Annotated in this window: 21 protein-coding genes; 12 read left to right on the top strand and 9 right to left on the bottom strand. The window is 54.6% G+C overall.

Annotated features, from left to right (window positions below; genetic code table 11):
• Positions 1-191 precede the first annotated feature (191 nt).
• The 3 genes from F822_RS10975 to F822_RS10965 all read right to left on the bottom strand — a co-directional run bounded on the left by F822_RS10975 (position 192) and on the right by F822_RS10965 (position 1,880).
• A complete protein-coding gene (locus F822_RS10975; RefSeq protein WP_025041894.1) occupies positions 192-578 on the bottom strand; it encodes a TIR domain-containing protein in 387 nt (128 codons plus the stop codon).
• 278 nt (positions 579-856) lie between these two features.
• Entirely contained in the window at positions 857-1,246 is a 390-nt protein-coding gene (locus F822_RS10970; RefSeq protein WP_025041895.1) for a RidA family protein, read from the bottom strand.
• A gap of 118 nt (positions 1,247-1,364) precedes the next feature.
• Positions 1,365-1,880: a hypothetical protein gene (locus F822_RS10965; RefSeq protein ID WP_231623605.1), complete on the bottom strand. Its 516-nt coding sequence runs from the start codon at positions 1,878-1,880 to the stop codon at positions 1,365-1,367.
• Positions 1,881-2,186: 306 nt separating this feature from the next.
• Between F822_RS10965 and F822_RS15375 the strand changes: the two genes are divergently transcribed.
• Positions 2,187-2,507 (top strand): hypothetical protein, encoded by a 321-nt coding sequence (locus tag F822_RS15375; RefSeq protein WP_036576624.1) that lies wholly within the window; start codon positions 2,187-2,189, stop codon positions 2,505-2,507.
• 116 nt (positions 2,508-2,623) lie between these two features.
• Here the strand turns inward: F822_RS15375 and F822_RS10960 are convergent, their stop codons facing one another.
• The 5 genes from F822_RS10960 to F822_RS10940 all read right to left on the bottom strand — a co-directional run bounded on the left by F822_RS10960 (position 2,624) and on the right by F822_RS10940 (position 9,796).
• The gene (locus tag F822_RS10960) at positions 2,624-5,014 is read right to left on the bottom strand and encodes a sucrose synthase (RefSeq protein WP_025041897.1); all 2,391 of its coding nucleotides are present in this window, start codon (positions 5,012-5,014) and stop codon (positions 2,624-2,626) included.
• Positions 5,004-7,166, bottom strand: coding sequence for an HAD-IIB family hydrolase (locus tag F822_RS10955; protein WP_025041898.1), 2,163 nt, complete (start codon positions 7,164-7,166; stop codon positions 5,004-5,006). Before F822_RS10955 ends, F822_RS10960 begins: the two co-directional genes overlap by 11 nt.
• On the bottom strand, positions 7,163-8,080 hold the full coding sequence (locus F822_RS10950) for a PfkB family carbohydrate kinase (protein ID WP_025041899.1): 918 nt from the start codon (positions 8,078-8,080) through the stop codon (positions 7,163-7,165). The genes F822_RS10955 and F822_RS10950 overlap by 4 nt, the downstream gene beginning before the upstream one ends.
• Before the next feature lie 418 nt (positions 8,081-8,498).
• Entirely contained in the window at positions 8,499-9,233 is a 735-nt protein-coding gene (gene ubiE / locus F822_RS10945) for a bifunctional demethylmenaquinone methyltransferase/2-methoxy-6-polyprenyl-1,4-benzoquinol methylase UbiE (RefSeq protein ID WP_025041900.1), read from the bottom strand.
• 170 nt (positions 9,234-9,403) lie between these two features.
• Positions 9,404-9,796, bottom strand: a complete 393-nt coding sequence (locus F822_RS10940; protein ID WP_025041901.1) for a gamma-butyrobetaine hydroxylase family protein — start codon at positions 9,794-9,796, stop codon at positions 9,404-9,406.
• Positions 9,797-9,868: 72 nt separating this feature from the next.
• On the opposite strand from F822_RS10940, the gene F822_RS10935 reads away from it, so the two are divergent.
• Positions 9,869-11,005, top strand: a complete 1,137-nt coding sequence (locus F822_RS10935; RefSeq protein WP_051536765.1) for an FAD-dependent oxidoreductase — start codon at positions 9,869-9,871, stop codon at positions 11,003-11,005.
• A gap of 31 nt (positions 11,006-11,036) precedes the next feature.
• On the opposite strand, the gene F822_RS10930 is transcribed toward F822_RS10935, so the two are convergent.
• Positions 11,037-11,546, bottom strand: coding sequence for a hypothetical protein (locus F822_RS10930; protein ID WP_025041902.1), 510 nt, complete (start codon positions 11,544-11,546; stop codon positions 11,037-11,039).
• A gap of 408 nt (positions 11,547-11,954) precedes the next feature.
• On the opposite strand from F822_RS10930, the gene F822_RS10925 reads away from it, so the two are divergent.
• From F822_RS10925 to F822_RS10880, 10 genes are all read left to right on the top strand, one after another.
• Positions 11,955-13,079 (top strand): S-(hydroxymethyl)glutathione dehydrogenase/class III alcohol dehydrogenase, encoded by a 1,125-nt coding sequence (locus F822_RS10925; RefSeq protein ID WP_025041903.1) that lies wholly within the window; start codon positions 11,955-11,957, stop codon positions 13,077-13,079.
• A 51-nt stretch (positions 13,080-13,130) separates the two neighbouring features.
• Positions 13,131-13,994 (top strand): S-formylglutathione hydrolase, encoded by an 864-nt coding sequence (gene fghA, locus F822_RS10920; RefSeq protein ID WP_036576629.1) that lies wholly within the window; start codon positions 13,131-13,133, stop codon positions 13,992-13,994.
• Positions 13,995-14,182: 188 nt separating this feature from the next.
• A protein-coding gene (gene prfB, locus F822_RS10915) for a peptide chain release factor 2 (RefSeq protein WP_156304402.1) occupies positions 14,183-15,287 on the top strand; the annotation gives its coding sequence in 2 pieces (ribosomal slippage) (positions 14,183-14,263 and positions 14,265-15,287; 1,104 coding nt in all).
• A gap of 11 nt (positions 15,288-15,298) precedes the next feature.
• Positions 15,299-16,828, top strand: a complete 1,530-nt coding sequence (gene lysS, locus F822_RS10910; RefSeq protein ID WP_025041905.1) for a lysine--tRNA ligase — start codon at positions 15,299-15,301, stop codon at positions 16,826-16,828.
• Between the two features lie 427 nt (positions 16,829-17,255).
• On the top strand, positions 17,256-18,341 hold the full coding sequence (locus F822_RS10905; protein ID WP_025041906.1) for an urease accessory protein UreH domain-containing protein: 1,086 nt from the start codon (positions 17,256-17,258) through the stop codon (positions 18,339-18,341).
• A gap of 50 nt (positions 18,342-18,391) precedes the next feature.
• Complete coding sequence (locus F822_RS10900) at positions 18,392-20,791, top strand: heavy metal translocating P-type ATPase (protein WP_025041907.1); 2,400 nt, start codon at positions 18,392-18,394, stop codon at positions 20,789-20,791.
• A gap of 37 nt (positions 20,792-20,828) precedes the next feature.
• Complete coding sequence (locus F822_RS10895; protein ID WP_025041908.1) at positions 20,829-21,038, top strand: heavy-metal-associated domain-containing protein; 210 nt, start codon at positions 20,829-20,831, stop codon at positions 21,036-21,038.
• On the top strand, positions 21,022-21,333 hold the full coding sequence (locus F822_RS10890; RefSeq protein ID WP_331458260.1) for a metal-sensitive transcriptional regulator: 312 nt from the start codon (positions 21,022-21,024) through the stop codon (positions 21,331-21,333). The genes F822_RS10895 and F822_RS10890 overlap by 17 nt, the downstream gene beginning before the upstream one ends.
• Positions 21,334-21,406: 73 nt before the next feature.
• Positions 21,407-22,141 carry a c-type cytochrome gene (locus tag F822_RS10885; RefSeq protein ID WP_025041910.1) on the top strand — a complete coding sequence of 245 codons (735 nt, stop codon included), beginning with the start codon at positions 21,407-21,409 and terminating at the stop codon, positions 22,139-22,141.
• The gene (locus tag F822_RS10880; protein WP_025041911.1) at positions 22,138-23,439 is read left to right on the top strand and encodes a c-type cytochrome; all 1,302 of its coding nucleotides are present in this window, start codon (positions 22,138-22,140) and stop codon (positions 23,437-23,439) included. The genes F822_RS10885 and F822_RS10880 overlap by 4 nt, the downstream gene beginning before the upstream one ends.
• The last annotated feature ends 141 nt before the right edge of the window (positions 23,440-23,580 follow it).

Here is a 23,580-nt window from a genome sequence, read left to right as displayed (position 1 = left end):
GTTGACGCAAGGAATTGATGTTTGGGGACGGAGTCCCCCATACCGGAGACGATAGTATTAGCAGGGGCGGAGAAACGCTTCGGCAAGAGTCAATGCACCGGCAGAGCAGTAAAACCATGGATCCGCTTGCAGTGCTCGAATTTGTTGTATGCCGCCCCATACTCGCTGTGGCTGGCTACGCGGTAGCGCGCTTACAGCCTGTTGAGGAATGTTGATATGATGGGCCAGGTCCACGCATCGATCTCCCGCTGACCCACTGGCTCAGGCAATTTTGCGGGTAGTTTATCGTCATCGCCGTGGATGAGCAGCACGGGCACCCTCCCCTCGTAGGCACAGCGCAACTCCCATTGCTGACCATCAGCCCTGATAACGTTTTTTGTGATGAGGCCAATTACGCCATCGCAATCGGTCACTACTTTGCGGCACTCTTCCTTCCAGGATGGTTCCCATGATTGCTTGATGGGCATTTCCACAAAGGAATAGGTTGTTTGCTCCTTTTTCAATTGCTCAAGGAGCCGGTCGTGCGCCTTGATATCCCTGAGCGCAAAGCTGATAAAAACTTTATTCGTTGAAGCCATTCATTACCTCCCTGGAGTATTTATTGTTACCGGACCTCTATGCAAGCCCTAGCCCGGATGTTTCATAAATTGACGCGCGCCCTTGCTGGTCTTTTGTTTCGTATGAAAATTTCGTTCAGTCGGGCGTATGAATAACTACGCCACTCTTTCACGAAATCTCCCTACAAAACAAAATCCTGCGCAATCATCACGCGAATTTATGAAACATCCGGGCTAATTGCATTTCATCATCATCGACTGACCACTTACACCTGCCACCTGCAACCGTTGGCAATATCTCAGGCACCCGAGCCGCGACGGGCCGTTACCTGGATTTCAATACGCATGCGCGGATCGGACAAGCCCGCTGAGATCATCATCGCCGCGGGTCTGATCTGCCCGAGATGTTTGCGGAAGATCGGCCAGCACTTGGGGAAGTCTGCTGCATGAGGCAATACATAGGTTACCCGGACAATATCTCCCATACTTGCTCCCGCTTCGCCCAGGGCTGCCTGGATATTCTTGAAACACTGTTCAGCCTGCTCCAGCAGATCATCGGAAATGGTCATCCTGCCATAGTCGAATCCGGTTGTGCCGGAGACAAAAATCCAGTCGCCGTCAACCACGGCTCTTGAATAACCAATCTCCTGCTCGAACGTAGAACCTGAACTTTTTAATTGGCGTGGCATAAAACTCTCCCAGTTACCGTCGCCGCAAATGCTCAGTTACTGCATTGCGGCTCGAAAGCAAGCACATCGAAAGCGACCCGGTAGCGTCCGATACCCACTTAGCCCAACTCTGCAGGCATTAATTGGAAAAACATTGACTCTTGTCTGACACAACAGTGCAGGCATATAGCAACTGTTGAACGCCTCCGGCGCGGTTAAAAATATACTCCGCCCTCAGTGCCTTGAACTCGGAATCTTTAAAAGAAATCGATTGAGACACGTGGCGCTCCTGGTTCCAGAACCTCACTCTGCAAAAGTCAGGCTCGGATCGGCATAACTTGCTAAGTGCTGCGCCATAAACAGCCTTGTCCATATCGCGGGTGCTATCGATCAGGACCATGTGAATAAAATTTCCCGAGTTTCCGAGCTCGAGTGATCGGACAAGGCGCCAGCCATCGCCATGGGGTAGCTGTGTTTGCTGGGCCTGTGGCTGTGCCTCCGGCTTTGGCTGCGATAACGAGGCGGCAGAAACTGGCCATGACAAGACCAATGCGACAAATGCAATACTTGTTAATTTTTTGTTCATGAGTACTCCTGAGCTAAATTTTTTCCAGCCGTAGAACAAAAAAAATGCCACCCGGCAATAAAACAGCATCACGCTCGCACCACTTGAACGTGCCGCAAGCCACCGCTAAATAGCCGAGAGCATATATCCAACTTTTATGAAGTGTACCTAAAAGCGGCGCCCTATTTCCATAAACTTTTCCATGTCTTGCCGCCTGATGCGTTCAAGACCCCCACCCGATATCTCTCGATAAATTGAGCAGACCCGAGTTATATGATCCTGAATCCGCCGGTTGACCGCTCATTTGTCAGCTAAGCGTCATAGCCGGAAAGGATTTTTGTACCCTTTGAGCCTCACTTTCCCGGTGAGTTCGCTACGGAACGGGTCGAACAGTTTTTGCCGCGCAGCGCTGCACGCAACTTCCCGAGATGGAATGGCGCCCCGAACGTCGCACGAGAGTCCCTGCGAGGTGGAGATCATGCAGCTCAGGAACACCGCGATCGCGTTCTACGCGCATGGGGTGCCCGCATCCCGCTTCGAGGCCGCACCTTCCTGCGGAAGGCACTGCTGTCCTGCACTGTTACATTCCATGTCGTCGCGCCGTTCTTTGCTCCAAAAACCGCTCATCCATTCCGTCCAGCCGCCGGATTCAAGATTATCGAATTTATTCTATCAACAAAGAAAGTCGTCAACAAGGAAATCCCGTTTTGCGATTAACAATGCTGCGCTGCATGTCGCCCGCTTCGGACGCTGAATCACGATCGATGTTTTCCGCCGCAGGTCCTATACCTCGCGTTGAATCAGCGCCGGGAATGCGAGCGACTCGAGATTGCTTATTGATGGGGGAGCAGTGCCTGCGCCATGGGACGAAATTGCAAATGGTAAAACATATCGAGATAACGTTCAGTTTCTTCATGCTCCAGATTGCTGACGAATTTCCAGAAACCGTAGATACGCGATAAAGTCATCATTCGTTCTGCGTACAAACGCCATGTATAACGTGATTCAACCCGTTTTAAAGCCATTTGGGAAATATGGTCCCAAAAATCGGGATCGGCGGCTGAGCGAGTGAAAAAATCAGCCATGGCTTCGGCCGCGGCAGAACCGTCGTTCGGGTCGAAATGATAGCCCGATATTCCATGCTGAATGATCTCCCGCGGACCGCCATGACACGTAGCGAATACGGGAAGGCCGGAAGCCATAGCCTCGATGATGGTCAGCCCAAATGCCTCGAATCGGGCCGGCTGGACAAACATGCCGCGCTTATCAGCCACATGCCGATACAATTCGCCCGCCAGATTCTTTTCCAGGCGAGTGCCGAGCCAGCGCATGCGCCCTTCCAGCTTATATTCATTCATAATGGCGTGCATGTGGTCAATTTCGGCCCGTTCCTCACCATCGGTCGAAGCGGCAGGGTCGATATACCCACCGATTACGAGTAGATTGGCTGCATCCGATAGACGCGCACATTGTGCAAACCACGCCGCCAATCCAGTCAAATTCTTGACCAGATCGAGGCGGGCCATTGTAAAAATCAGGGGCTTGGCAGGATCGTTGAAATGACCGCGCCAGGGTACGCCGGGATCGTCTCCATATAAAAGACGCTCGATGTCGGGCAATAGCGTTTTCAGACGGCGCTCCCCGTCGAGATAGGAGAAATACACCTCGGCATCGGCACCGGGGGAGACGATATTGAACTTGGGGTCAAAAAGATCGACGCCGTTCAGCACTCGATACAAGCCGGGCATCGTGTAGTTCTGATAGGTTTCATATTGGCCCACGGTATGAGAGGTACCTGCAATCTCTTGATAGGTACTGGTAATAATAAAATCGGCGCTATTCATTGCAATCAGATCAGCGGTGTACTGGCAATTGAAATGATACTGGGCTTCATTCTCGCGCCAGTGCAAGGCGGAATGCAAATATTTGCTCTGCTCCAGCGCGTGGGCGATATTGCACTGTGTTACACCGATTCGTTTGGAAATCAGTGAGGCCACCAGGTTTCCATCCGAATAATTGCCGATTACCAGGTCCGGGCGGCCACTCAGTTGTGCCAGCGCTTCGCGTTCAAGATCATGCGCAAAATTTTCCAGATAAGGCCATATCTCGAAACGCGATATCCAGGACCGGACAACTTCGCCGTTGGGTTTACGAAATGGCACACGCACAATCCATGAGTTCTGGGTGCCGTGGATTTTTTCCAACGGCTGGTTGCACAGGGTATCTCCCGCCTCAGGGATCAGGCGTGTGCCTATCAGAATTTTCGGTTGGGCCGTTATCCCCTGGAGCATCAGGCGCTCGCTCATGTCCCGTTCCAGAGCCCTTACCTGATCCAGGATGTAAACCACCTGACCGCCCGTATCCGGCAATCCCAACACATTATCCTGCCCGAAATAGCCATGGGGCGACAGGACCAACAACTTTGATATCATGGGAATTCGCGCCAGGAAATTCTCGAGTATTTGTGCTGAAGGCGCTTCGAGAATATCCACCAGGAGGCTCATGGTGTCGCTCACCCGCTTGGCGCAATCGCCCCAACCCGGTGCAAAACCCAGTCCGCTCAGTAACTCCGCAATCGTTATCCATGGCGTATCGTCGGGATATCTGTCGAGCAACCCAAGCGCGCGGCGCAACCCGGCGCGCAACGCCGCAACGTCGGCAAAGTTGCCGTTGAGCATCAATTGATGCCCGTCCATGGAATGCACCGCCAAAAAATTCAACAGCTTGACTGAGCCCATGCCCGGGTGGGTAAACAGCGTACCCGCCAGTTGCTTGTTGAGAAAGATCACCCCTTGACCGATCGAGCGAATTTCCTTGAGCCGCGGGAAACCACGATTAAATGGCGCGAAATCCAGTTCCAACACCGGTTCATGAGCGCTATCCGGGCGCACCAGCATTTCCTTGAAAGCCAGATAATCGGACACGCTGACAGGCTCAGGTATCAACTGCTGCTGATGAATGCTCATGAAGTGCCAACTCCCGGCACCTTCGCGTAACGCCATATAAATCAGCGGAGGCCGGCACACCGCCTCTTGCAGGAGATCGACGACTTCTTGCAGCGGCGTCTCGACGAGAGAGTGGGGAAGCTCTGCGCTTAATGCATCAAAAGCTGCCTGAAGATCCGAGCGCAGCAAAAGCGGACGTTCCAGTTCGAACCATCTACGTAACAATGCATATAAATCGCTACGGTGATCCGCAGCCCAGGCATCAAATTTAGGTATCATTCGCAGTCTCCATGAGGGAAGTGCCAAACTCGTAATGTGCCATGCCTTCAGCGATGCCGTCCGCGTAGCCTGCACGGGCAAAATAAATTTGCTCATTTCCCCTTAGACTGGCCAATTCGGGGCTATGGTTTGCAACGATCACGCCAAGTGTGTCACCGATCAGCATTTCCCTATCGTTGCCTGAATCACCTGCGACTAAAAAGGAACGCAACGGCAGCCCCCATTTATAGGCAAGATAACGTATTGCCCCCCCTTTGGAACCGCGCAGAGGCAAAATGTCGAGATAGGCTTGGCGCGAATAAACCAAATGTGCGGACAATTTTTGCTCACGTAATAGAGCCCTGATTTTTGCCATTGGCGGCATTTTTTCGGGATCTACATTGTAGCTAAGCTTGAATTCGCGCTGATTCTCCTTCGCTTGCAATGTGAGACCCGGCACTCCGTCAAGCGCGCTTTCAATCGCATCGCGGCGCCACAGGTACTTGATGAAATTTTGCCAGCCTATATCCGGGCGGAGTTCTGGACCATAATTGATCTCGCTGCCGACCGCGGTAATCAGCACATCAGGTAAGGGAACGCCCCATTCCTTCAATATCTTGAGTGTACTTTCCAACGTGCGCCCTGTGGCGACTCCAAAGCCTAAATTGGGCGGGGTCGCCCGCAAGATAGTCAGAAAACGGCGCAAGGCGGCACGATCACCCAGCAGGGTATTGTCGATATCGCTAATGAGCATATGCGATATCAGCGGTAACGGATGGCGTTGCGGCCTCTGGTATATCGCCATGGTGCGCCGGATTTGCTTACGCTCCTGATGCAACAGACGGAACAGAACGCGCAGGTATTTCCTGACGTGCGCATCCCAGGTGTAGTAATTCCTGACCCCTGCAATACCATTGCGCGACCAGCGCCGCCAACGAGTCGAATCCGCCAGTCCGTATTCAATCGCCTCCGCTATGGCCTTGATATCCATGGGATTCACCAGGACGCCATTTTTGCAGTGCGCCACGATATCGCGCGGTCCTCCGTCTTCTGTAGCAACGATGGGAAGCCCGCTGGCAGCCGCTTCGATCAAGGTAAGACCGAACGGTTCGGTGAGCGCCGGATTGACAAATATGCCCCGGCGCCGAGCTGCGAGCCGATAGAACCCTGCGATATCGGCCGGCTTGTGCTGTTTTGGCAGCGCCACTTTACCCCATAAATCGTAAAGATCGATATCGAGCAATAGATCGGTCATTACCTCGATCTGCGCGACGTCAAGTTTACGGATGTCCTCGCGATTACCCGCTATGATGGCCAGGTTGGCGTGCTCATGCAATTCAGGTGAACTGCCGAATGCGGCGATCAAGGCACCGAGATTCTTTCGCATTTCGGGGCGGCAAATCGTGAGCACCAAAGGCTTGCGCGGATGCGTCAGAAAACGGTCGATGAGCCTCGCAGCCTCCGGCTCCGGCGCTATCCGGCGACTGGGCGGAGAAAAGCGCGAGATATCGGTCCCGGGAGGAATAACCACGGCACGCTCACGGTGATAGTTGGTATACAGTCCGTATTGCTCGTCGCTCTCCTGAGGTGTGCTTGTTATGATCAGGCTTGCATGCTGAAGTATGGCCTCCTCGGTCGATATCCGGCGATGAAAGCTGAATTGACGCTCCAGTGCCTGTGGTTTACGCCCTTGTGCGAGCAGGCGCTGCTGTTTGCTTCGCCCGAGCGAGTGCCCGGTATGGATCTGCGGGATACCGAGAAGCTGAGAAAGCTGCATCCCGACATAGCCTGCATCGGCATAATGGCTATGGATGACATCAGGCAAACGTTTCTGCTCACGCAGAAAAAGCAGCGCACGATCAACCAGTTGATCGAGATAGGGCCAAAGACTCTCTTTACGCAAATACCGGCGCGGCCCGCAAGGAAGACGAATAATGCGTGCATTATCGCCGAGCATCTCTTCCGGACGAGCATAGTCAGCGGATACGGAGGAATCTTCTATCCTCCGGGTCAGCAGATCGACCTTGACGACTTCGTGCTGGCGCGCCAATGCACGGGCCAGCTCTACCACGTATAACACCTGCCCGCCAGTATCCGCATCGCGCCCAAGTTCCAGGTCGTTCCCCCGGATCAACCCGTGCAGGCTTAGCATCAGGATATATAAATCTTTCATTCAGATGGGTTCATATGCCAGTCGCTGATGAATGGTTCGTAGAAATCGTTGTGCTCCGGAAGTCCGCCACGTATCCGGCAAATTGCACCGGCAAAATGATGTGCCCGTTGCAAGGTGAGGGGCACGGCCCAGCCGTGCAGCAGGCCAAGCATAAAAACGGCCGAGAACGCATCGCCGGCGCCTACCGTATCACGGATATCCGTGATGGGATCGGATACCGTCGTTATCGGTTCCGCGGAATCTTCCAGCCACCAGGCCCCCGCTTCACCACGAGTGACAAGCATGCCGCGCAACTGGTAACGCTTGATCAGCACCTTGGCCTGAGCCTCGGGGGATATTTCCTCGATATTCAGTAGCCGAGCTATTCTCTCAAGCTCGTCGTCATTAGCCTTGACGATATCTGCGTGCTGCAATGACCATTGTATGCGATCCACATAAACCCAGGGATCGCGCAAATTGACATCAAAAAAACGCTGACCGCCGGTAGCACGCAATAAATGACGCAGGGCTCGATGCGAGCCGGCACGCTGCGCCAATGTTCCAAAATAGACGAGTTCCGAATTCGCGGCGAGGGCAGCCATGCGCGATAGCCGGGGATGAATATGATCGTAGGCTTGATCGGGAATAATATCGAACCGGTGACCTTCAGAAGTGAAATTGATATCTACCATGCCGGTAGGGTAGATCGTATCGAGCTGAACACCGTGTGTGGCGAGTCCCGAGCTTTCCAGGGTCTGCAACACGCGAGCGCCCGCGGCGTCCTGCCCTATACGCGTAACCAGGACAGGTGCACAGCCAAACGCACGCAAGTGCCGGGCAACATTGAAGGGCGCACCACCCAATACCTCCCTGTCGGGAAACCGGTCTACCAGAATTTCACCAAACAGGAGTACGACATGACGACTGCCGGTCATTGTTTTTACCTTGCGAAGGATTGATTCCCCAATTCAACCTTGATTCAAACATAAATCGGGCCGTAACCAACGCATCTGCGAGACTTTCCTGAAGGTGGTCTTCTTCAATGCCGAAGATCAGGGAGAGTTGCTTATCATGGGTTGGTCAGGGCTTTTCTTGTACAGCAACCGGATCTCATGCTCGAGACCAGCACCTGTCTTATGGTGTCTTAGCGGTGTCCATGCGCATTGCACAGACACACGATAGGGTCTCAGCTCATTTTCTGCGGATGAGCAAACCTTTTATCTGCGTGGAAAACCGGAGGGAAGTAGCGTGATACTGACAAGCGTCAGAAAATTTTTCTGTACGCTATCATACATACAAGAGTAATCGTTTCTCCTCCAATCGCCGAGGTGTTTCAGCCTTAGTCTCTCGGCCTTAAAACTTGTAGCCGCGGTGAAGCGCAACCACGCTCGCAGATAGATTGAAGTACTCTACTCGCTCGAAACCGGCGTTTTGCATCAATTGTTTCAATTCTTCCTGCGAGGGATGCACGCGAATGGATTCGACCAGATAGCGATAGCTATCCGGGTCTCCGGCAATGAACCCGCCCATCGCTGGAAGTACCTTGAATGAGTAAAGATCATAAAAGCTTTGCAATGGTTTCCATACCTTGGAGAATTCAAGCACGATAACCCGTCCGCCAGGTCGGAGCACGCGCAGCATTTCTTTCAATGCCATATCCTTGTGGGTCATGTTTCTGAGGCCGAAGGCAACACTGACACAGTCAAAATAGTTGCTTGGGAATGGCAGCTTCTCCGCATCGCACTGCGCTACCGAGACAGCCGCACCTTCATCGAGTAGCCGGTCGCGGCCTATCGTGAGCATAGCGTTGTTGATGTCGGTGAGCCAGACCTCGCCATTGCTGCCCACCTGCTCCAAAAATAAAGCGCTCAAGTCGGCGGTGCCGCCGGCAATATCAAGCACCCGGTCTCCTTTTCTGACTCCGCTGGTCTCTACCGCAAATCGCTTCCACATCCGGTGCATACCTGCCGACATGAGGTCATTCATCAGGTTGTAGCGCTCGGCAACCGAATCGAATACCCCGGCTACCTTGCGGGCTTTCTCTGCTTCAGCTACGGTATTGAAGCCGAAATGAGTTGTTTTTGTCATGGATGGTCAGTATTTGAATGAAGGGCACATACTACAGCAAGACGGGTTACTGTAGAACCTGTGCAAAAGCCGTGGATTGGGGCGAATAGTTGGGACTGGGCTGGCAGCCGAGCCGATTACCGAGCGCGAAACCGGGAAATTGTTCAGCGGATTCCCTTGCCGGTTGCGGTTCAACGCTTGCTGGGGGTCATCGGTTCCCGGCTCGCGCCTGCCTCTTGCATGCGATGAAGGTATCGCTGCCACATTTCATCGTGGCGCAAGCCATAGTCATAAAGTAAATCCCACGAATAAAGGCCGGTATTATGCCCATCCGAGAAATTAAGCTGGATTGCATAATTGCCCACGGGTTTGATATCGTTGATATTCACCTCTCTCTTACCGGTTTGCAGCACTTCTTGCCCGGGACTGTGGCCGCGTACTTCCGCGGAAGGCGAATAGACCCGCAAAAACTCACAGGGAAACTGGAAAATTTTGCCATCACTGAAAGAAATCTCCAGTATTCTGGACTTCCGATGAAGTTTTATTTCGTTGGGACTGGGAGTGTCTTTACTTAGCCCTGCCATTGTGCCGCTCCTCCAGTTTGCAACTGGCGAATGATAAACCAGCGTGGACAAAACTAAAACGTCGATATGGGGATGCCGACCATTATAACCAACTCGTCAAATGGCGCCCATCCTCGTGAGCTGATACTTATCGGTGGCGGCCACACACACGTCTTATTGCTGCGAAAACTCAGCGAAAATCCTTTACACGACGTGCGTATGACCATGGTGAGCGATTTTGAGTACGCTGCTTACTCGGGAATGTTGCCGGGGCTTATCAGCGGCTTCTACCAGCAAACAGAACTGCTTATCGATCTACGACATCTATGCAGGCTCGCCAATGTTCAGTTCATCCATGCAAAAGCGTGTGGAATGAACCTGAAGCAAAAGCAGGTGCTGCTCGATAGCGGAGCTGCGTCCCTGGCTGCCGACCTGGTTTCCATTAATGTCGGCGGCCTACCTGATACGGGTGGTGTAGAAGGCGCGAAATCATGGGCGATTCCATCGAAGCCCGTGCCGCGTCTGCTGAAAGGCTGGGCAAGCACCATGGCCGCGGCTGAAAATAGCACAGGCCAGTTGCAAATCATCCTCGTGGGTGGCGGCGCGGGCGGCGTGGAACTGGCGCTAGCCATGCGTTCCCGGCTGCCGCACGCTGAATTCACCATCATTCACAGCGAACCATGCTTGCTGTCGGGGCACAATTCACGCGCACGACACATTGTTCACAACCTGTTACTGGAACGAAACGTGGCTGCGATAACCGGGGCGAAGGTGGTCGAGGTGATGCCGGATAGCGTGCGTCTCGATGACGGACAGCGCTTGGCCGCGGACTTCGTTTTCTGGGTTACACAGGCTGTACCTCCACCGTGGCTGGGGGAGAGCGGCCTGGATATCACGCGTGAAGGCTTCATTAGAGTCAAGCCAACCCTTCAGGCAATAAATTATCCCTGGATTTTTGCTGCGGGGGATGCAGCCTCCATCGAAAACCGGAAATTACCCAGATCCGGTGTATTTGCGGTGCGTATGGCGAAACCGCTGGAGCACAACCTTCGAGCCTATCTGGCGGGTCGTCTACTCAAGGAGTATAAACCTCAACGGCACAGCCTCAGCCTTATCGGCACTGCGGATGGACGCGCCATTGCTTCTTACAGCGACTTGGCAGCGCGTTCCGCTTTTTTCTGGTGGTTAAAAAACCGGATTGACCGGCGTTTCATGCGACAGTTCCAGTAACGGCTACCCTCTAGCTGTCCTGCAAGGCAGGTTAAGGAAATGCGGGTATTATGGGTTCCGTCCCTTCTACAGTCACGTCAGGCAAATGCGTTTTTATCCGTGCCTCAATCTCGGCAACGCGTTTCTTTGGCACATCGGCCAGAACGAGAAACTGACCGGCCTCAATTGCCTCCTCAAATTGCTTGACCCTGGAATTGGCCGTGCTCACGCCTATCATACTGCCCGCCCACGCACCTACTCCCGCCCCTGCAAGAGTGCTGCCCAACAGAATGCCGCCCGCAATGACCGTCGAGGCAGGAGGAAGCGCGATGGCGACCAGTCCAGCGAGCGCACCGACCGTTCCGCCCACTGCGAGCCCCCGCTCCACTGCGGGCACAAAATCGCTCTTCTGAAGCAGACTGGCTTCGGGTAGCTCTTCCAGAGGAGTACCGCGCTTCGCCAGCACGTGAATGTGTCGTTCCTCGATTCGCGAAAGGAGTAGCTCATCGACGATACGTTTGGTCGTGGCGATATCGGGAACAAGAAAGTAGATTCGTCGCATCATGATCTCCTAAAAATTGTTCACAGGTAAATCATTCAGGGCGGAAATGGCAGAGACCCAAACCAGCCCAACTTACCGACCCGATTTCATCATAGGATGGCTCAGATGAAAAAGCAAACCATCGCAGGAATTTTCAAGCGGGACGCAACCACCGCTACAAAGCGGTAACGGAATTTGAAAACTGACGGATTCCTGAGCATACTAGCAGCCTGTCGGACTTGAAGAATCGCAGCGAAAAAGTGACTGGGTGAGGGTAGATTTTGGGGACTTTGAAGACCAATAGTTATTCTATTGGTCGAAAAAAAGCAGCGAAATATGAACCGGCCAGACGCTTTTGCAGCCGATTTCGTTTAAGTCTGACAGGCTGCCAGCCATGCTGATCAAAGTAACGAAGACGGAGCGAACTACATGGAAATAATCAAAACACGTGCGGCGGTTGCATGGGGACCGAGTCAACCACTGACTATCGAAGAGCTTGACCTGCTGCCGCCCCGAAAAGGCGAAGTACTCGTTCGCATCGTGGCCACCGGCGTTTGTCATACGGATGCATTCACCCTGTCGGGGAAAGATCCCGAGGGAAAGTTTCCGGCGGTTCTCGGTCATGAGGGTGGCGGCATCGTCGAAGCGCTCGGCGAAGGTGTCACGAGTGTTGCGGTGGGAGATCATGTAATCCCGCTCTATACCCCTGAATGCGGAGAGTGCAAGTTCTGCAAATCGGGTAAAACCAACCTGTGCCAGGCTATCCGGGCCACCCAGGGACAAGGGCTTATGCCCGACGGCACGACACGTTTCTCTAAGGACGGAAAACCTATTTATCATTACATGGGCACCTCGACCTTTTCGGAATATACGGTAATACCTGAAATTTCACTGGCCAGAATCAGTAAGGAGGCGCCGCTAGAGAAGGTATGCCTTCTCGGTTGCGGTGTGACGACGGGTCTGGGTGCTGTCGCCAAGACCGCAAAGGTGAAGACAGGCGATACCGTGGCGGTTTTCGGCCTGGGCGGCATTGGTCTGGCCGTGATTATCGGCGCGGCTATGGCCCGGGCCGCGCGCATCATTGCAATCGACATCAATCCCGACAAATTTGAAATAGCACGTCAACTGGGTGCTTCCGACGTAGTGAATCCCAAGGATTACGACAAACCGATTCAAGACGTGATTATCGATATGACCGGCGGAGGCGTGGATTTCTCGTTCGAATGCGTCGGTAACGTCAAGCTGATGCGCTCCGCCCTTGAATGCTGTCATAAAGGCTGGGGGGAATCCGTGATAATAGGCGTCGCCGGCGCGGGTGAAGAAATCTGTACACGCCCTTTTCAACTGGTAACGGGGCGTGTCTGGCGCGGCTCGGCATTTGGCGGAGTAAAAGGCCGTACCGAACTTCCAGGCTATGTTCAGCGCTATCTGGATGGAGAATTCGAGCTCGATACTTTTATCACTCACACCATGGGTCTGGAAGACATCAATAAAGCTTTTGACCTCATGCACCAGGGTAAATCCATTCGCACGGTCATTCATTTCAATAAATAAAGCCAGGGCGTTTTTACGCCAGGGCTGAAAGTTGCCTCTTGAGGATCGGATATGCCGGAACTGCAGCTTCTCTCGTCGCACCGCTCATTCGATGGGTCGCAAGCGCGTTACAGACACGCCTCGAAGTCTTTGAATTGCGACATGAATTTTTCTATTTATCTTCCGCCCCGGATATCCTCCCCGCTGGGCAATCGCGGGCAAGTGCCGGCCGTTTACTGGCTATCGGGATTGACCTGCACCGATGAGAATTTTGCCACCAAAGCCGGGGCCCAGCGGGTCGCAGCGGAGCTCGAGATTGCGCTTGTCATGCCGGATACCAGCCCGCGGGGTGAGGGCGTAGCGGATGTTGCGGATGCGTACGACCTGGGGCTGGGCGCCGGTTTTTACGTAAACGCGACCGAGGAGCCCTGGCGCCACCATTACCGCATGTACGACTATATCGTGGATGAACTACCGGCCCTGGTCGAGCAACATTTTCTGATTAACGATCGACGCTCGATCTGCGGACATTCCATGGGAGGCCACGGCGCGCTCATGATCGCGCTGCGAAATCCTGTACGCTACCGATCGGTATCGGCTTTTTCACCTGTGGTCAACCCGACCACCAGCCCTTGGGGGAAAAAAGCATTCAGCCATTATCTGGGCGACGATATGAAAAACTGGTGGGCTTATGACGCCACGCTACTGATTGAGGCCGCACACGCATCGGAACACCTGCCGATATTGATCGATCAGGGCGATGCGGATGAATTCCTGGCTGAGCAACTGAAAACCGAGCGCTTCATTGCCGCCTGTGAAGCAGCACACTATCCCGCACAGATCAACATGCGAGCGGGGTACGATCACAGCTACTTCTTTATCAGTACATTTATCGAAAACCATCTGCACTTTCACGCTCAAGCATTGCGTGGTTGATGAAGCCGTTGAGTCGTTGACGGAGTAATTGGTGAATTAACGGGACGGCAATTCGCCAGCATCAAGCAGCTTTCTTCATTACTTTCGATGTATGCATAAGTTATTACTCTGCTCCGTATCTCGTCAAGCCACGGACGACATCCTCCCTTCCTGTATAATTCTTGATCTTTGCACCTTCAAAGGCTCCTATGGAAGCGGAACAGCTTAACGACATTGCCCATCAGCTCGTGGATCTCGACAGCCGGGCAGCAGCATTGCGGAGGTATCTTTGACTTCGATAACAAACAAACACGGCTAAACGAGCTCACCCGGCTGACGGAAGACCCTGCGATCTGGGACGATAACAAGCGCGCCCAGGAATTGGGGCGTGAAAAAAAAATGCTGGAAGGCGTCGTCGTTAATCTGGAAACAGTCGGACGGCAGTTACACGATGCCCAGGATCTGTTCCAGATGGCAAGGGAAGAGAATGACGACGCTACGCTGCACAGTATCGAGCAGGATGTCAGCCGATTGGAAAAGACCGTGGCGGAAATGGAGTTCCGCCGCATGTTTTCCAATCCCATGGATCACAATAATTGCTTCGTGGATATTCAGGCCGGCTCCGGCGGTACCGAAGCACAGGACTGGGCGGCAATGCTGGAACGCATGTATCTGCGCTATTGCGAGCACCGCAATTATAGTGTGGAGGTGATGGAGGAGTCGCCGGGCGAGGTCGCGGGTATCAAGAGCGCAAGTCTCAAGATTTCAGGCGATTATGCCTATGGCTATCTTCGTACAGAAACAGGCGTTCACCGGTTGGTGCGAAAATCCCCGTTTGATTCGGGTAATCGACGCCATACATCCTTTGCCAGCGTGTTTGTTTATCCTGAGGTGGATGAGACCATCGAAGTGGAAATCAACCCCGCTGATTTACGGGTCGACACTTTCCGCGCATCCGGCGCGGGTGGCCAGCACATCAACAAAACGGACTCGGCCATCCGGATAACCCATAATCCCACGGGTATCGTAGTGCAGTGCCAGAGCGGCCGCTCGCAGCACCGCAACCGCGCGGACGCGATGGCCATGCTGAAATCGCGCCTGTACGAGGCGGAACTGCGCAAACGGCATGACGAGAAACAAGCAATCGAAGACAGCAAGACCGATATCGGCTGGGGACACCAGATCCGCTCTTATGTGCTGGATCAGTCTCGCATCAAGGACTTGCGGACCAATATCGAAAGTGGCAACACACAGGCCGTACTGGACGGCGGGCTGGATGATTTCATCGAAGCCAGTTTGAAACAAGGCATATAGGAGAGCTGACAGTGGCGAATGACGCTTTAGAGGAAAGTCCGAGCGAACCCCTCGATTCGCTTAACGCGGAGGCGAGGCTCGTCGAGGAGCGCCGCGCCAAGCTGGATCTGTTGCGCAAATCAGGTAACGCCTTCCCGAACAATTTTCGTCGCGACGATTTTTCGTCGGATATTCACCGGCAATATGGCGACCATTCCAATGAAATGCTGGAAGCGGCGCCAAAGGTTGTAAACGTCGCGGGACGAATGGTATTGAAGCGCGTGATGGGCAAGGCAAGCTTCGCCACCATCCAGGACATGAATGGGCGCATCCAGCTTTATATCGCCAACGACGTCGCCGGCATCGAGGCGCATGACGCATTCAAGCATTATGACCTTGGCGATATATTGGGCGCTCAGGGGATGCTTTTCAGAACGAGAACCGGTGAGCTTTCCATTCGCGTCACGAATTTGCGGTTGCTCACGAAGTCATTGCGCCCTCTGCCGGAAAAATTTCATGGCCTGGCCGACCAGGAGCAAAGATACCGCCAGCGCTACCTCGACCTCATCACTAACGAAAACAGCCGTAGCGTTTTTGTTACGCGCTCCCGGATCATCCAATCCATTCGCGAGTTTTTGGTCAGGCATGGCTATCTGGAAGTGGAGACGCCAATGATGCACCCGATTCCGGGCGGCGCCGCGGCACGGCCTTTTATCACCCATCACAACGCGCTGGATATGCAACTGTATCTCCGCATCGCGCCGGAGCTTTATTTGAAGCGCTTGGTCATCGGCGGCATGGAACGCGTATTCGAAATCAATCGAAGCTTCAGAAACGAAGGAATTTCCACCCGGCATAATCCCGAATTCACCATGCTGGAATTCTACGAGGCTTATCAGGACTACACATACCTGATGGATTTCACTGAAACCATGCTGCGGGAAGTCGCGATAAAGGTGCTGGAAACAACCAAGGTCATTTACCAGGGACGTGAAATTGACCTCGCACAACCGTTCGAACGGCTTACCATTACCCAGGCAATCCGAAAATTTCATCCGGAATATACCGATGCGCAACTCGGCGACCGATCCTTTCTCGTCAAAAAACTCGAGGCGCTTGGAATCGCTTATAAACCCGCGGACGGCATCGGCGGGCTACAGCTTGCATTATTTGACGAAACTACCGAGCATTTGCTGCTTGAGCCAACCTTCGTCGTCGACTATCCAGCCGAGGTTTCGCCGTTGGCGCGGCGCAACGATGCAAATCCCGCGATAACCGACCGGTTCGAGCTCTACATTGCCGGCCGCGAAATCGCCAACGGGTTTTCCGAATTGAACGATCCCGAGGATCAGGCTGCGCGCTTTCTCGAACAAGCCGATGCAAGAGAAGCCGGAGATGCCGAGGCCATGTATTATGACGCCGACTTTATTCGCGCGCTCGAATACGGCCTGCCACCCACCGCAGGCGAGGGTATCGGTATAGACCGCCTGGTAATGCTCTTCACCGATAGCCCGAGTATTCGCGACGTGATTCTGTTTCCACAATTACGACAGCAAGATTGACATGGATGAAAGGCGCGGTCTTGAAAAGCGACTTGACCCGCCTCCTGTCGAGTATCAGGAATCTCTAATTCTTCGCAAGCACGTAGCCAGCAACTCCTGAGCTTGTCCCCAGCTTCTTCAAGCATAGCAAGGCGCTACCTCTATCCTTCATTTCCAGTAAACCTGGGCCGTTAGCCCAGCGATTCCGTACAAGCGCGCCCAGCGTTTAAGCCTCGGCAATATACCCTCCATAGGTATTGACATATACCCCCACGTAGTATACGATTTTATCGTAGGTTGTTTGATTTAGCTGCTGGATTTCCTGGAGCGACGGCAATATCGCATGAAGCGATCGAGGGTCGGCAAACTAGCAAAAGCCATGTATTAGATAGAACAAACGCGGTGAAATTGCATTGTAGACATCTGCTGTAAAATTCAGAGTGCGACGATGACGAATAAAATCTCTCATCTGAAAGTCAAAGGCATGCATTGCACGGGTTGCGAAGAAACCATCGAGCATGCGGTGCATTATCTTCCCGGCGTGCAGAAGGTAAAAGCGGATTACGTAAAGCAGACTGTCGATGTCGAGTTCGACGGCAAGCGCATCAAGGAAACCGACATTCGCGATGCAATCGAAGAAAAAGGTTATGAGCTTGAAAGCGCCTTTCCCGACGCCTCAGGCCAGCATCTGCGAAATGGGCTGATTTTCCTGTTCTTCCTGCTGATGGTCGGTGGCGTTACCTTCTGGGGCAAGAGCATGATACCGGGCCTGGTGGGAGAGATGAGCCCCAACCTCGGGCATGCCATGTTATTTTCCATCGGGTTTTTTACGGGCTTCCATTGCATTGGCATGTGCGGCGGCTTTGTGGTCGGCTACGCGACCGCAGGTGTTCCTCAATCGGCGGCTTCCACCGCGATGCGCCACCTGATGTACGCAACCGGCAAGACAGCCTCTTACGCGGCCATTGGCGGCACGTTAGGCTTGCTGGGCTCGATCGTGACCTTTACCCCTCACATGCGGGGCATCATCAATATCGCGGCCAGCCTCTTTGTCATCATCTATGGCCTGAAAATGCTGGATGTGTTTCCGGCGCTGCGCGGTTTCACCTTGCGTTTGCCTCATTTTGTGACCAAAGGCGTCGCGAATGAACTACGAGGTCATCGCAGCCCTCTCACAATCGGACTGTTGAACGGATTCATGCTGGGTTGCGGTCCTCTGCAGGCCATGTACATCATGGCAGCAGGGACTGGCAGCCCCCAGGAAGGCGCTACCATGCTGTTCTTCTTCGGCCTGGGCACGCTGTTGCCGCTCCTGAGCTTCGGCCTGATTGCCAGCAGCGTGTCCCGCAGCATCATGCGCCAACTGGTGCTTGCTTCCGCGATTCTGGTAATCGCCATGGGTTTGATGATGGCGGATCGGGGACTCAAGCTGACGGGATCCGGCTACGACTTTAACTCGCTCTCGTCCCGCTGGCAGCAGGTAAAACCGGTAGACAATCACCTCGAGCCAAGCGATGCGCTCAAGCAGCGCTGAGCGCATACATTTGCCGAGTTTATCAATGAATCTTGCAATGCGAGGTATCCATGCACTCTCTTGCGCTTAAGCAAATAGAATTGCCGATCGAAGGCATGACCTGCACCGCCTGTGCGGCCCGTATTGAAAAGAACCTCAATAAGCTCCCGGGCGTACGTGCTGCGGTCAATTTTGCCAACGAGAAAGCGCGGGTTGAGTTTGATGCTGCCACGACCCAGCCTGAAGATCTGGTTCGCTCCATCGAGAAAGCCGGGTTTCACGTGGTTCCACAATCGGTGCAACTGCAAATCACGGGAATGACTTGCGCCGCGTGCAGCGGCCGTATCGAAAAAGCGCTGAATAAACTGCCGGGCGTCACCGCTACCGTCAATCTCGCTACAGAGATTGCTCACGCCAGCTTCAGCCCCGGCGCGACAATGGTGAATGACCTGATCGCCGCGGTTGCCCGCGCAGGCTATGGCGCCAGCGAAATCAGCGATACCAGTCGCGCCGAGGAGAAAGCACGCAGGCTTGCCGCTTATAACGCGGAACTCCGCATGTTCTGGGTTGCAGCTGCGCTCAGCCTGCCGCTATTGCTGCAGATGGCGCCGATGCTCTGGGGAAGCGGCGCCGAACTGCCGCGCTGGCTGCAATGGCTGCTGGCAACGCCGGTACAGTTCTGGGTGGGCAAGCGCTTCTATACTGCGGCATGGAATGCATTACGCGGCGGCGGCGCCAACATGGATGTGCTGATCGCGCTGGGCACCAGCGCAGCGTACTTTTTCAGCGTAGTGGTTGTGGTGCTGAGCCTGGATCAGCACGTCTATTTCGAGGCAAGCGCGGTCATCATCACGTTGGTTCTATTGGGAAAACTGATGGAAGCCCGCGCCAAGGGCAAGACTTCGGCGGCTATTGAGGAACTTATCAGGCTGCAGCCCAAGATTGCCCGGGTGGAGCGCAACGGCGAGATCGTGGAAGTGGACGCCAGCAGCCTCAAGCAGGGAGAGGTGTTTATCGTTCGCCCCGGCGAGAATATGCCGGTGGATGGCGTCGTCATTGAAGGCGCTTCCAGCGTGAACGAGGCGATGTTGACCGGCGAAAGCCTGCCCGTTACAAAACAGGCGGGCGCGAAAGTATACGCGGCTACCATGAATCAGCAGGGGTTGCTTAAATGCCGCGCAACCGGTGTCGGCGCTCATACCCAACTTGCGGCCATTATCCGTCTCGTTGAAGAAGCGCAAGGTTCCAAAGCGCCTATCCAGCGATTGGCCGATACGATTTCAGGCGTGTTTGTGCCGGTGGTAGTCACGCTCAGCGCGCTAACGCTGGTACTCACCTGGTGGCTGGCCGCGGATTTTGTGCCGGCTCTCATTAACGCTGTAGCGGTGCTGGTTATTGCCTGCCCCTGCGCATTGGGGTTGGCTACGCCAACCGCAATCATGGTGGGTGCGGGACGCGGGGCGCAAGCCGGCGTGCTGGTAAAAAATGCCGCTGCGCTGGAACACGCTGAAAAAATTCAGGTTCTGATCGTGGACAAGACCGGCACGCTCACCGAGGGCGCACCCGCAGTAACGGACACCGTTCCGGCAGGAACGGTTGCGGAACACGATCTGATGCAGATTGCCGCCACGCTGGAGCAGGGCTCGGAGCATCCTCTGGCAAAAGCAGTGATGGAGCATGCCAGAAGCATGGGTATTCAGCCACAGGCAGTGAGCAATTTCAGGGCCGTCACCGGCAGCGGTATCACTGGCTGCATCGATGGCATCGAATATCTTCTCGGCTCGCCCCGATTCCTGCGCGAACATGGTGCGCTGTCCGACGAAAATTCAATAGCCATTCTTCAGGCCGAGGGTAAAACCGTCGTAGGCCTGGTCATGATAACCACTGCGAATAACGCGGTGCCTGAAGTTCTCGGCTACCTCGCCATTGCTGACCGGCTGAGGCGTACTTCGGCACAAGCGGTAGCGCGACTGCAGTCGATGGGTATCGAAGTCGTGATGCTCACCGGCGACAATTCCGCCACCGCAGCCGCCATTGCCGGACAGGCAGGCATTGCCGCTTACCGTGCCGAGGTGCTGCCTCAGGATAAAGCTGCTGAAGTGGGCAAAATGAAGGCGAGCGGTAGATTTACCGGCATGGTGGGCGATGGCATCAATGATGCACCGGCGCTAGCCGCGGCCGACGTGAGCTTCGCTATCGGAGCGGGCTCCGACGTGGCGATCGAAGCTGCCGACATCACACTCATGCGCAATGATCTGATGAGTGTGGCCGACGCCATCTCGCTGTCGCGCGCAACGCTGGGGAAAATCCGCCAGAATCTGTTCTTTGCCTTCATCTATAACGTACTGGGGATACCGCTGGCGGCGATAGGATTGCTTAATCCCGTGGTTGCGGGTGCGGCGATGGCGATGAGCTCGGTATCGGTGGTAGGCAATTCGTTGCTGCTGAAACGGTGGCGAGCCGGCACTTGAGCAGTTGTTCGATTCACTTAACGTAAGGAGTACGAAAATGCAAACGGAAGTCATAAAAATCAAGGGAATGACCTGCATGGGCTGCGTCAACAGTGTGAAGAGCGTGCTGGAGAAAATTCCTGGCGTGGACAGTGCGGATGTTTCTCTCGAACAGAAACAGGTGACCATCCAGTACGACGCTGCCACTACTAAACCCAACCAGCTCAAGGACGCTATCGAAGGTGCCGGTTTTGAAGTCGTCAACTAGCAAGAAGCCGTGTCATGCACCGCAGACGGTGGTGCAACCAGGCAAGGAAGCGCTGATAAAGCGGCTCAACCGCATCGAGGGACAGGTACGGGGTGTCAACAAAATGATATCGGAAGATCGTTATTGCGTTGACATCCTGAACCAGGTCTCCGCGCTGCAATCCGCACTTGATGCCGTGGCCATGCTGTTATTGGAGAACCATACCCACGGATGCATGCAAGGCGCCATCAAATCAGGCCGGGGCGATGAGGCGATTGATGAGCTGATGGCGGTAGTGCGGAAATTTGCGCGGTAGTGGCAGCAGGGCTGCGAAATTCCGGTTGATCTTGCCGTGCATCCGGTTAAACGAACTAAACATAGAGAACGCAATGATACGAGTTGTCCTGATCGCTTTTCTGTTTTTTGCCGACCACACCATCGCCACCGGGATTCCCCCGGTTGACGTACCCGACACGATGGCGGAGCGGGTAAAGGCCTGCACTGCCTGTCATGGCAAAGAGGACAAACAGGGGAGAGACGCATACTATCCGCGCATTGCCGGCAAGCCGGAGGGCTACCTGTTCAATCAGCTGCGCAATTTCCGTGACGAACGGCGCCACTATCGGCCCATGGCGTTGCTGCTTGAAGGTTTGCCCGATCAATACCTGCGCGATATGGCAGCCTATTTCGCTTCGTTGAAGCAGGCTTTTCCTCCACCCGAGCCGCTAAAGTCGTCGCCTGCCGAAGTTGAGCTTGCCCGCAGACTTATTACTCAGGGCGACCCCGGCCGTAAAATTCCCGCATGCGTTGAATGTCACGGCAAAGATCTGATGGGAACGGAGCCCTTCATTCCCGGCCTGCTGGGTCTGCCGCGGGTCTATATCATCGCCCAGTTCGGTAACTGGCAGAATGGCGGAGCAATGCGTGGAGAAACGCCCGACTGCATGTCCGAAATCGCAAAACAGCTCACGACCAGCGAGTCGAGCGCCATTGCAGCATGGCTGGCCGCGCAACCGGTTTCCGAAGTCCTCTCAGCGCGCGCGGCAAGCCCGGCGGCGCCTCTCCACAGTAAACTGGCCATGCGCTGCAGCAGCATCGTCCTCCCATCCGGAGGGTTGCAATGAAACGTATTCTCTCGGCTGCTGTGCTTGCCGGGTTGACAGGCCTCGGCATTTTCATGGTACCGGTAAGCTCCTCCTCTGTTCCTGCAGGCGTAGAATCGCCATCCGCAAAGCCGGATGGCATTACCGGGCGGCAAGCACAACAGCAACTGCGAGCGCGCGGGACCTATCTCGCGCAGGCCGGCAATTGCATGGGCTGCCACACGACACAGGGTGGGCGACCCTACGCGGGAGGACACGTCCTCGACACGTCCATCGGGACATTCATTACGCCTAATATTACGCCCGATCCGGAAACCGGTATTGGACTCTGGAATGAGGAGGACTTCTGGCGGGCACTGCACGATGGCAAGGCACGTAACGGCAGCCCTTTATATCCCGCATTTCCCTACACGGAATATACGAAGATCACGCGGGAGGATTCCGATGCAATCTTCGCCTATCTTCAATCGCTCCCCCCTGCTCAGCAGCGCAATCGACCGAACCAGATCCATTTTCCTTTCAACTTCCGTCCACTCATTTATATCTGGCGCGCTTTTTACTTCGAGCAAGGCGTTTATCGAGCTGATGACGCAAAGAGCGATGAATGGAACCGGGGAGCCTATCTGGTGCAAGGACTCGGCCACTGCAACGCTTGCCATACCGCCCGGAACCCGTTCGGCGCAAGCCAGGGCGAACTATTCGGGGGGGGGCAACTCATGGGCTCGAACTGGTACGCTCCCTCTCTGACATCTCTCCAGGAGGCCAGCACTTCCGACTGGCCGGTCGAGGACATTGTCCAATTACTCCGGACAGGCTTGTCGAGCCGTGCAATCACAACAGGACCGATGGCGGATGTCGTCAGTCAAAGTCTTCAATATCTGACGAAGGAGGATGCCTATGCCATGGCTACCTACCTGAAGTCGCTGCCTGAAACCGATCCACGCTCCAGAGGGATAGCCCCTGCGCTGACGGAAGAAGTCGACAGGCTGCTCCGCCAAGGTGGCGAGATCTACGAGACGCACTGTCAGGATTGCCATGGAAATCTGGGGCAAGGCGCACCCGGCGCTTATCCGGCGCTGGCGGGCAACCGCGGCATCACACTGGCCTCCCCGATCAATGCAATCCGCAGCATTCTCAACGGCGGCTATGCACCAGTCATCGCAAGCAATCCGCGACCTTATGGCATGCCACCGTTTGCACAGATCCTGCGCGATGAGGAGATTGCGCTGGTCTTGTCTTATATCCGCAATGCATGGGGTAATCGGGGCACTCTGGTTACGGCGGCCCAGGTTGATCGGAGCAGGAAGGGTGCGCAATGAATTGCGCATTGAAAGATTGTGCCAACAGACTTTATTATCCGTAATACGTTGGCATACGCGTTGGTACTACGGAGCATCAGTGATGGGCATTAAACCCAGATAATCTATTAGACGGCTCTGCGAGCCTACGCGAGTGCTGGC

Origin of the sequence: Nitrosospira briensis C-128 (assembly GCF_000619905.2) — a bacterium.
GTDB classification, from domain to species: domain Bacteria; phylum Pseudomonadota; class Gammaproteobacteria; order Burkholderiales; family Nitrosomonadaceae; genus Nitrosospira; species Nitrosospira briensis.
Note: the sequence above shows the minus strand (reverse complement) of the source record. Positions and strands in the feature narration are given on the sequence as shown.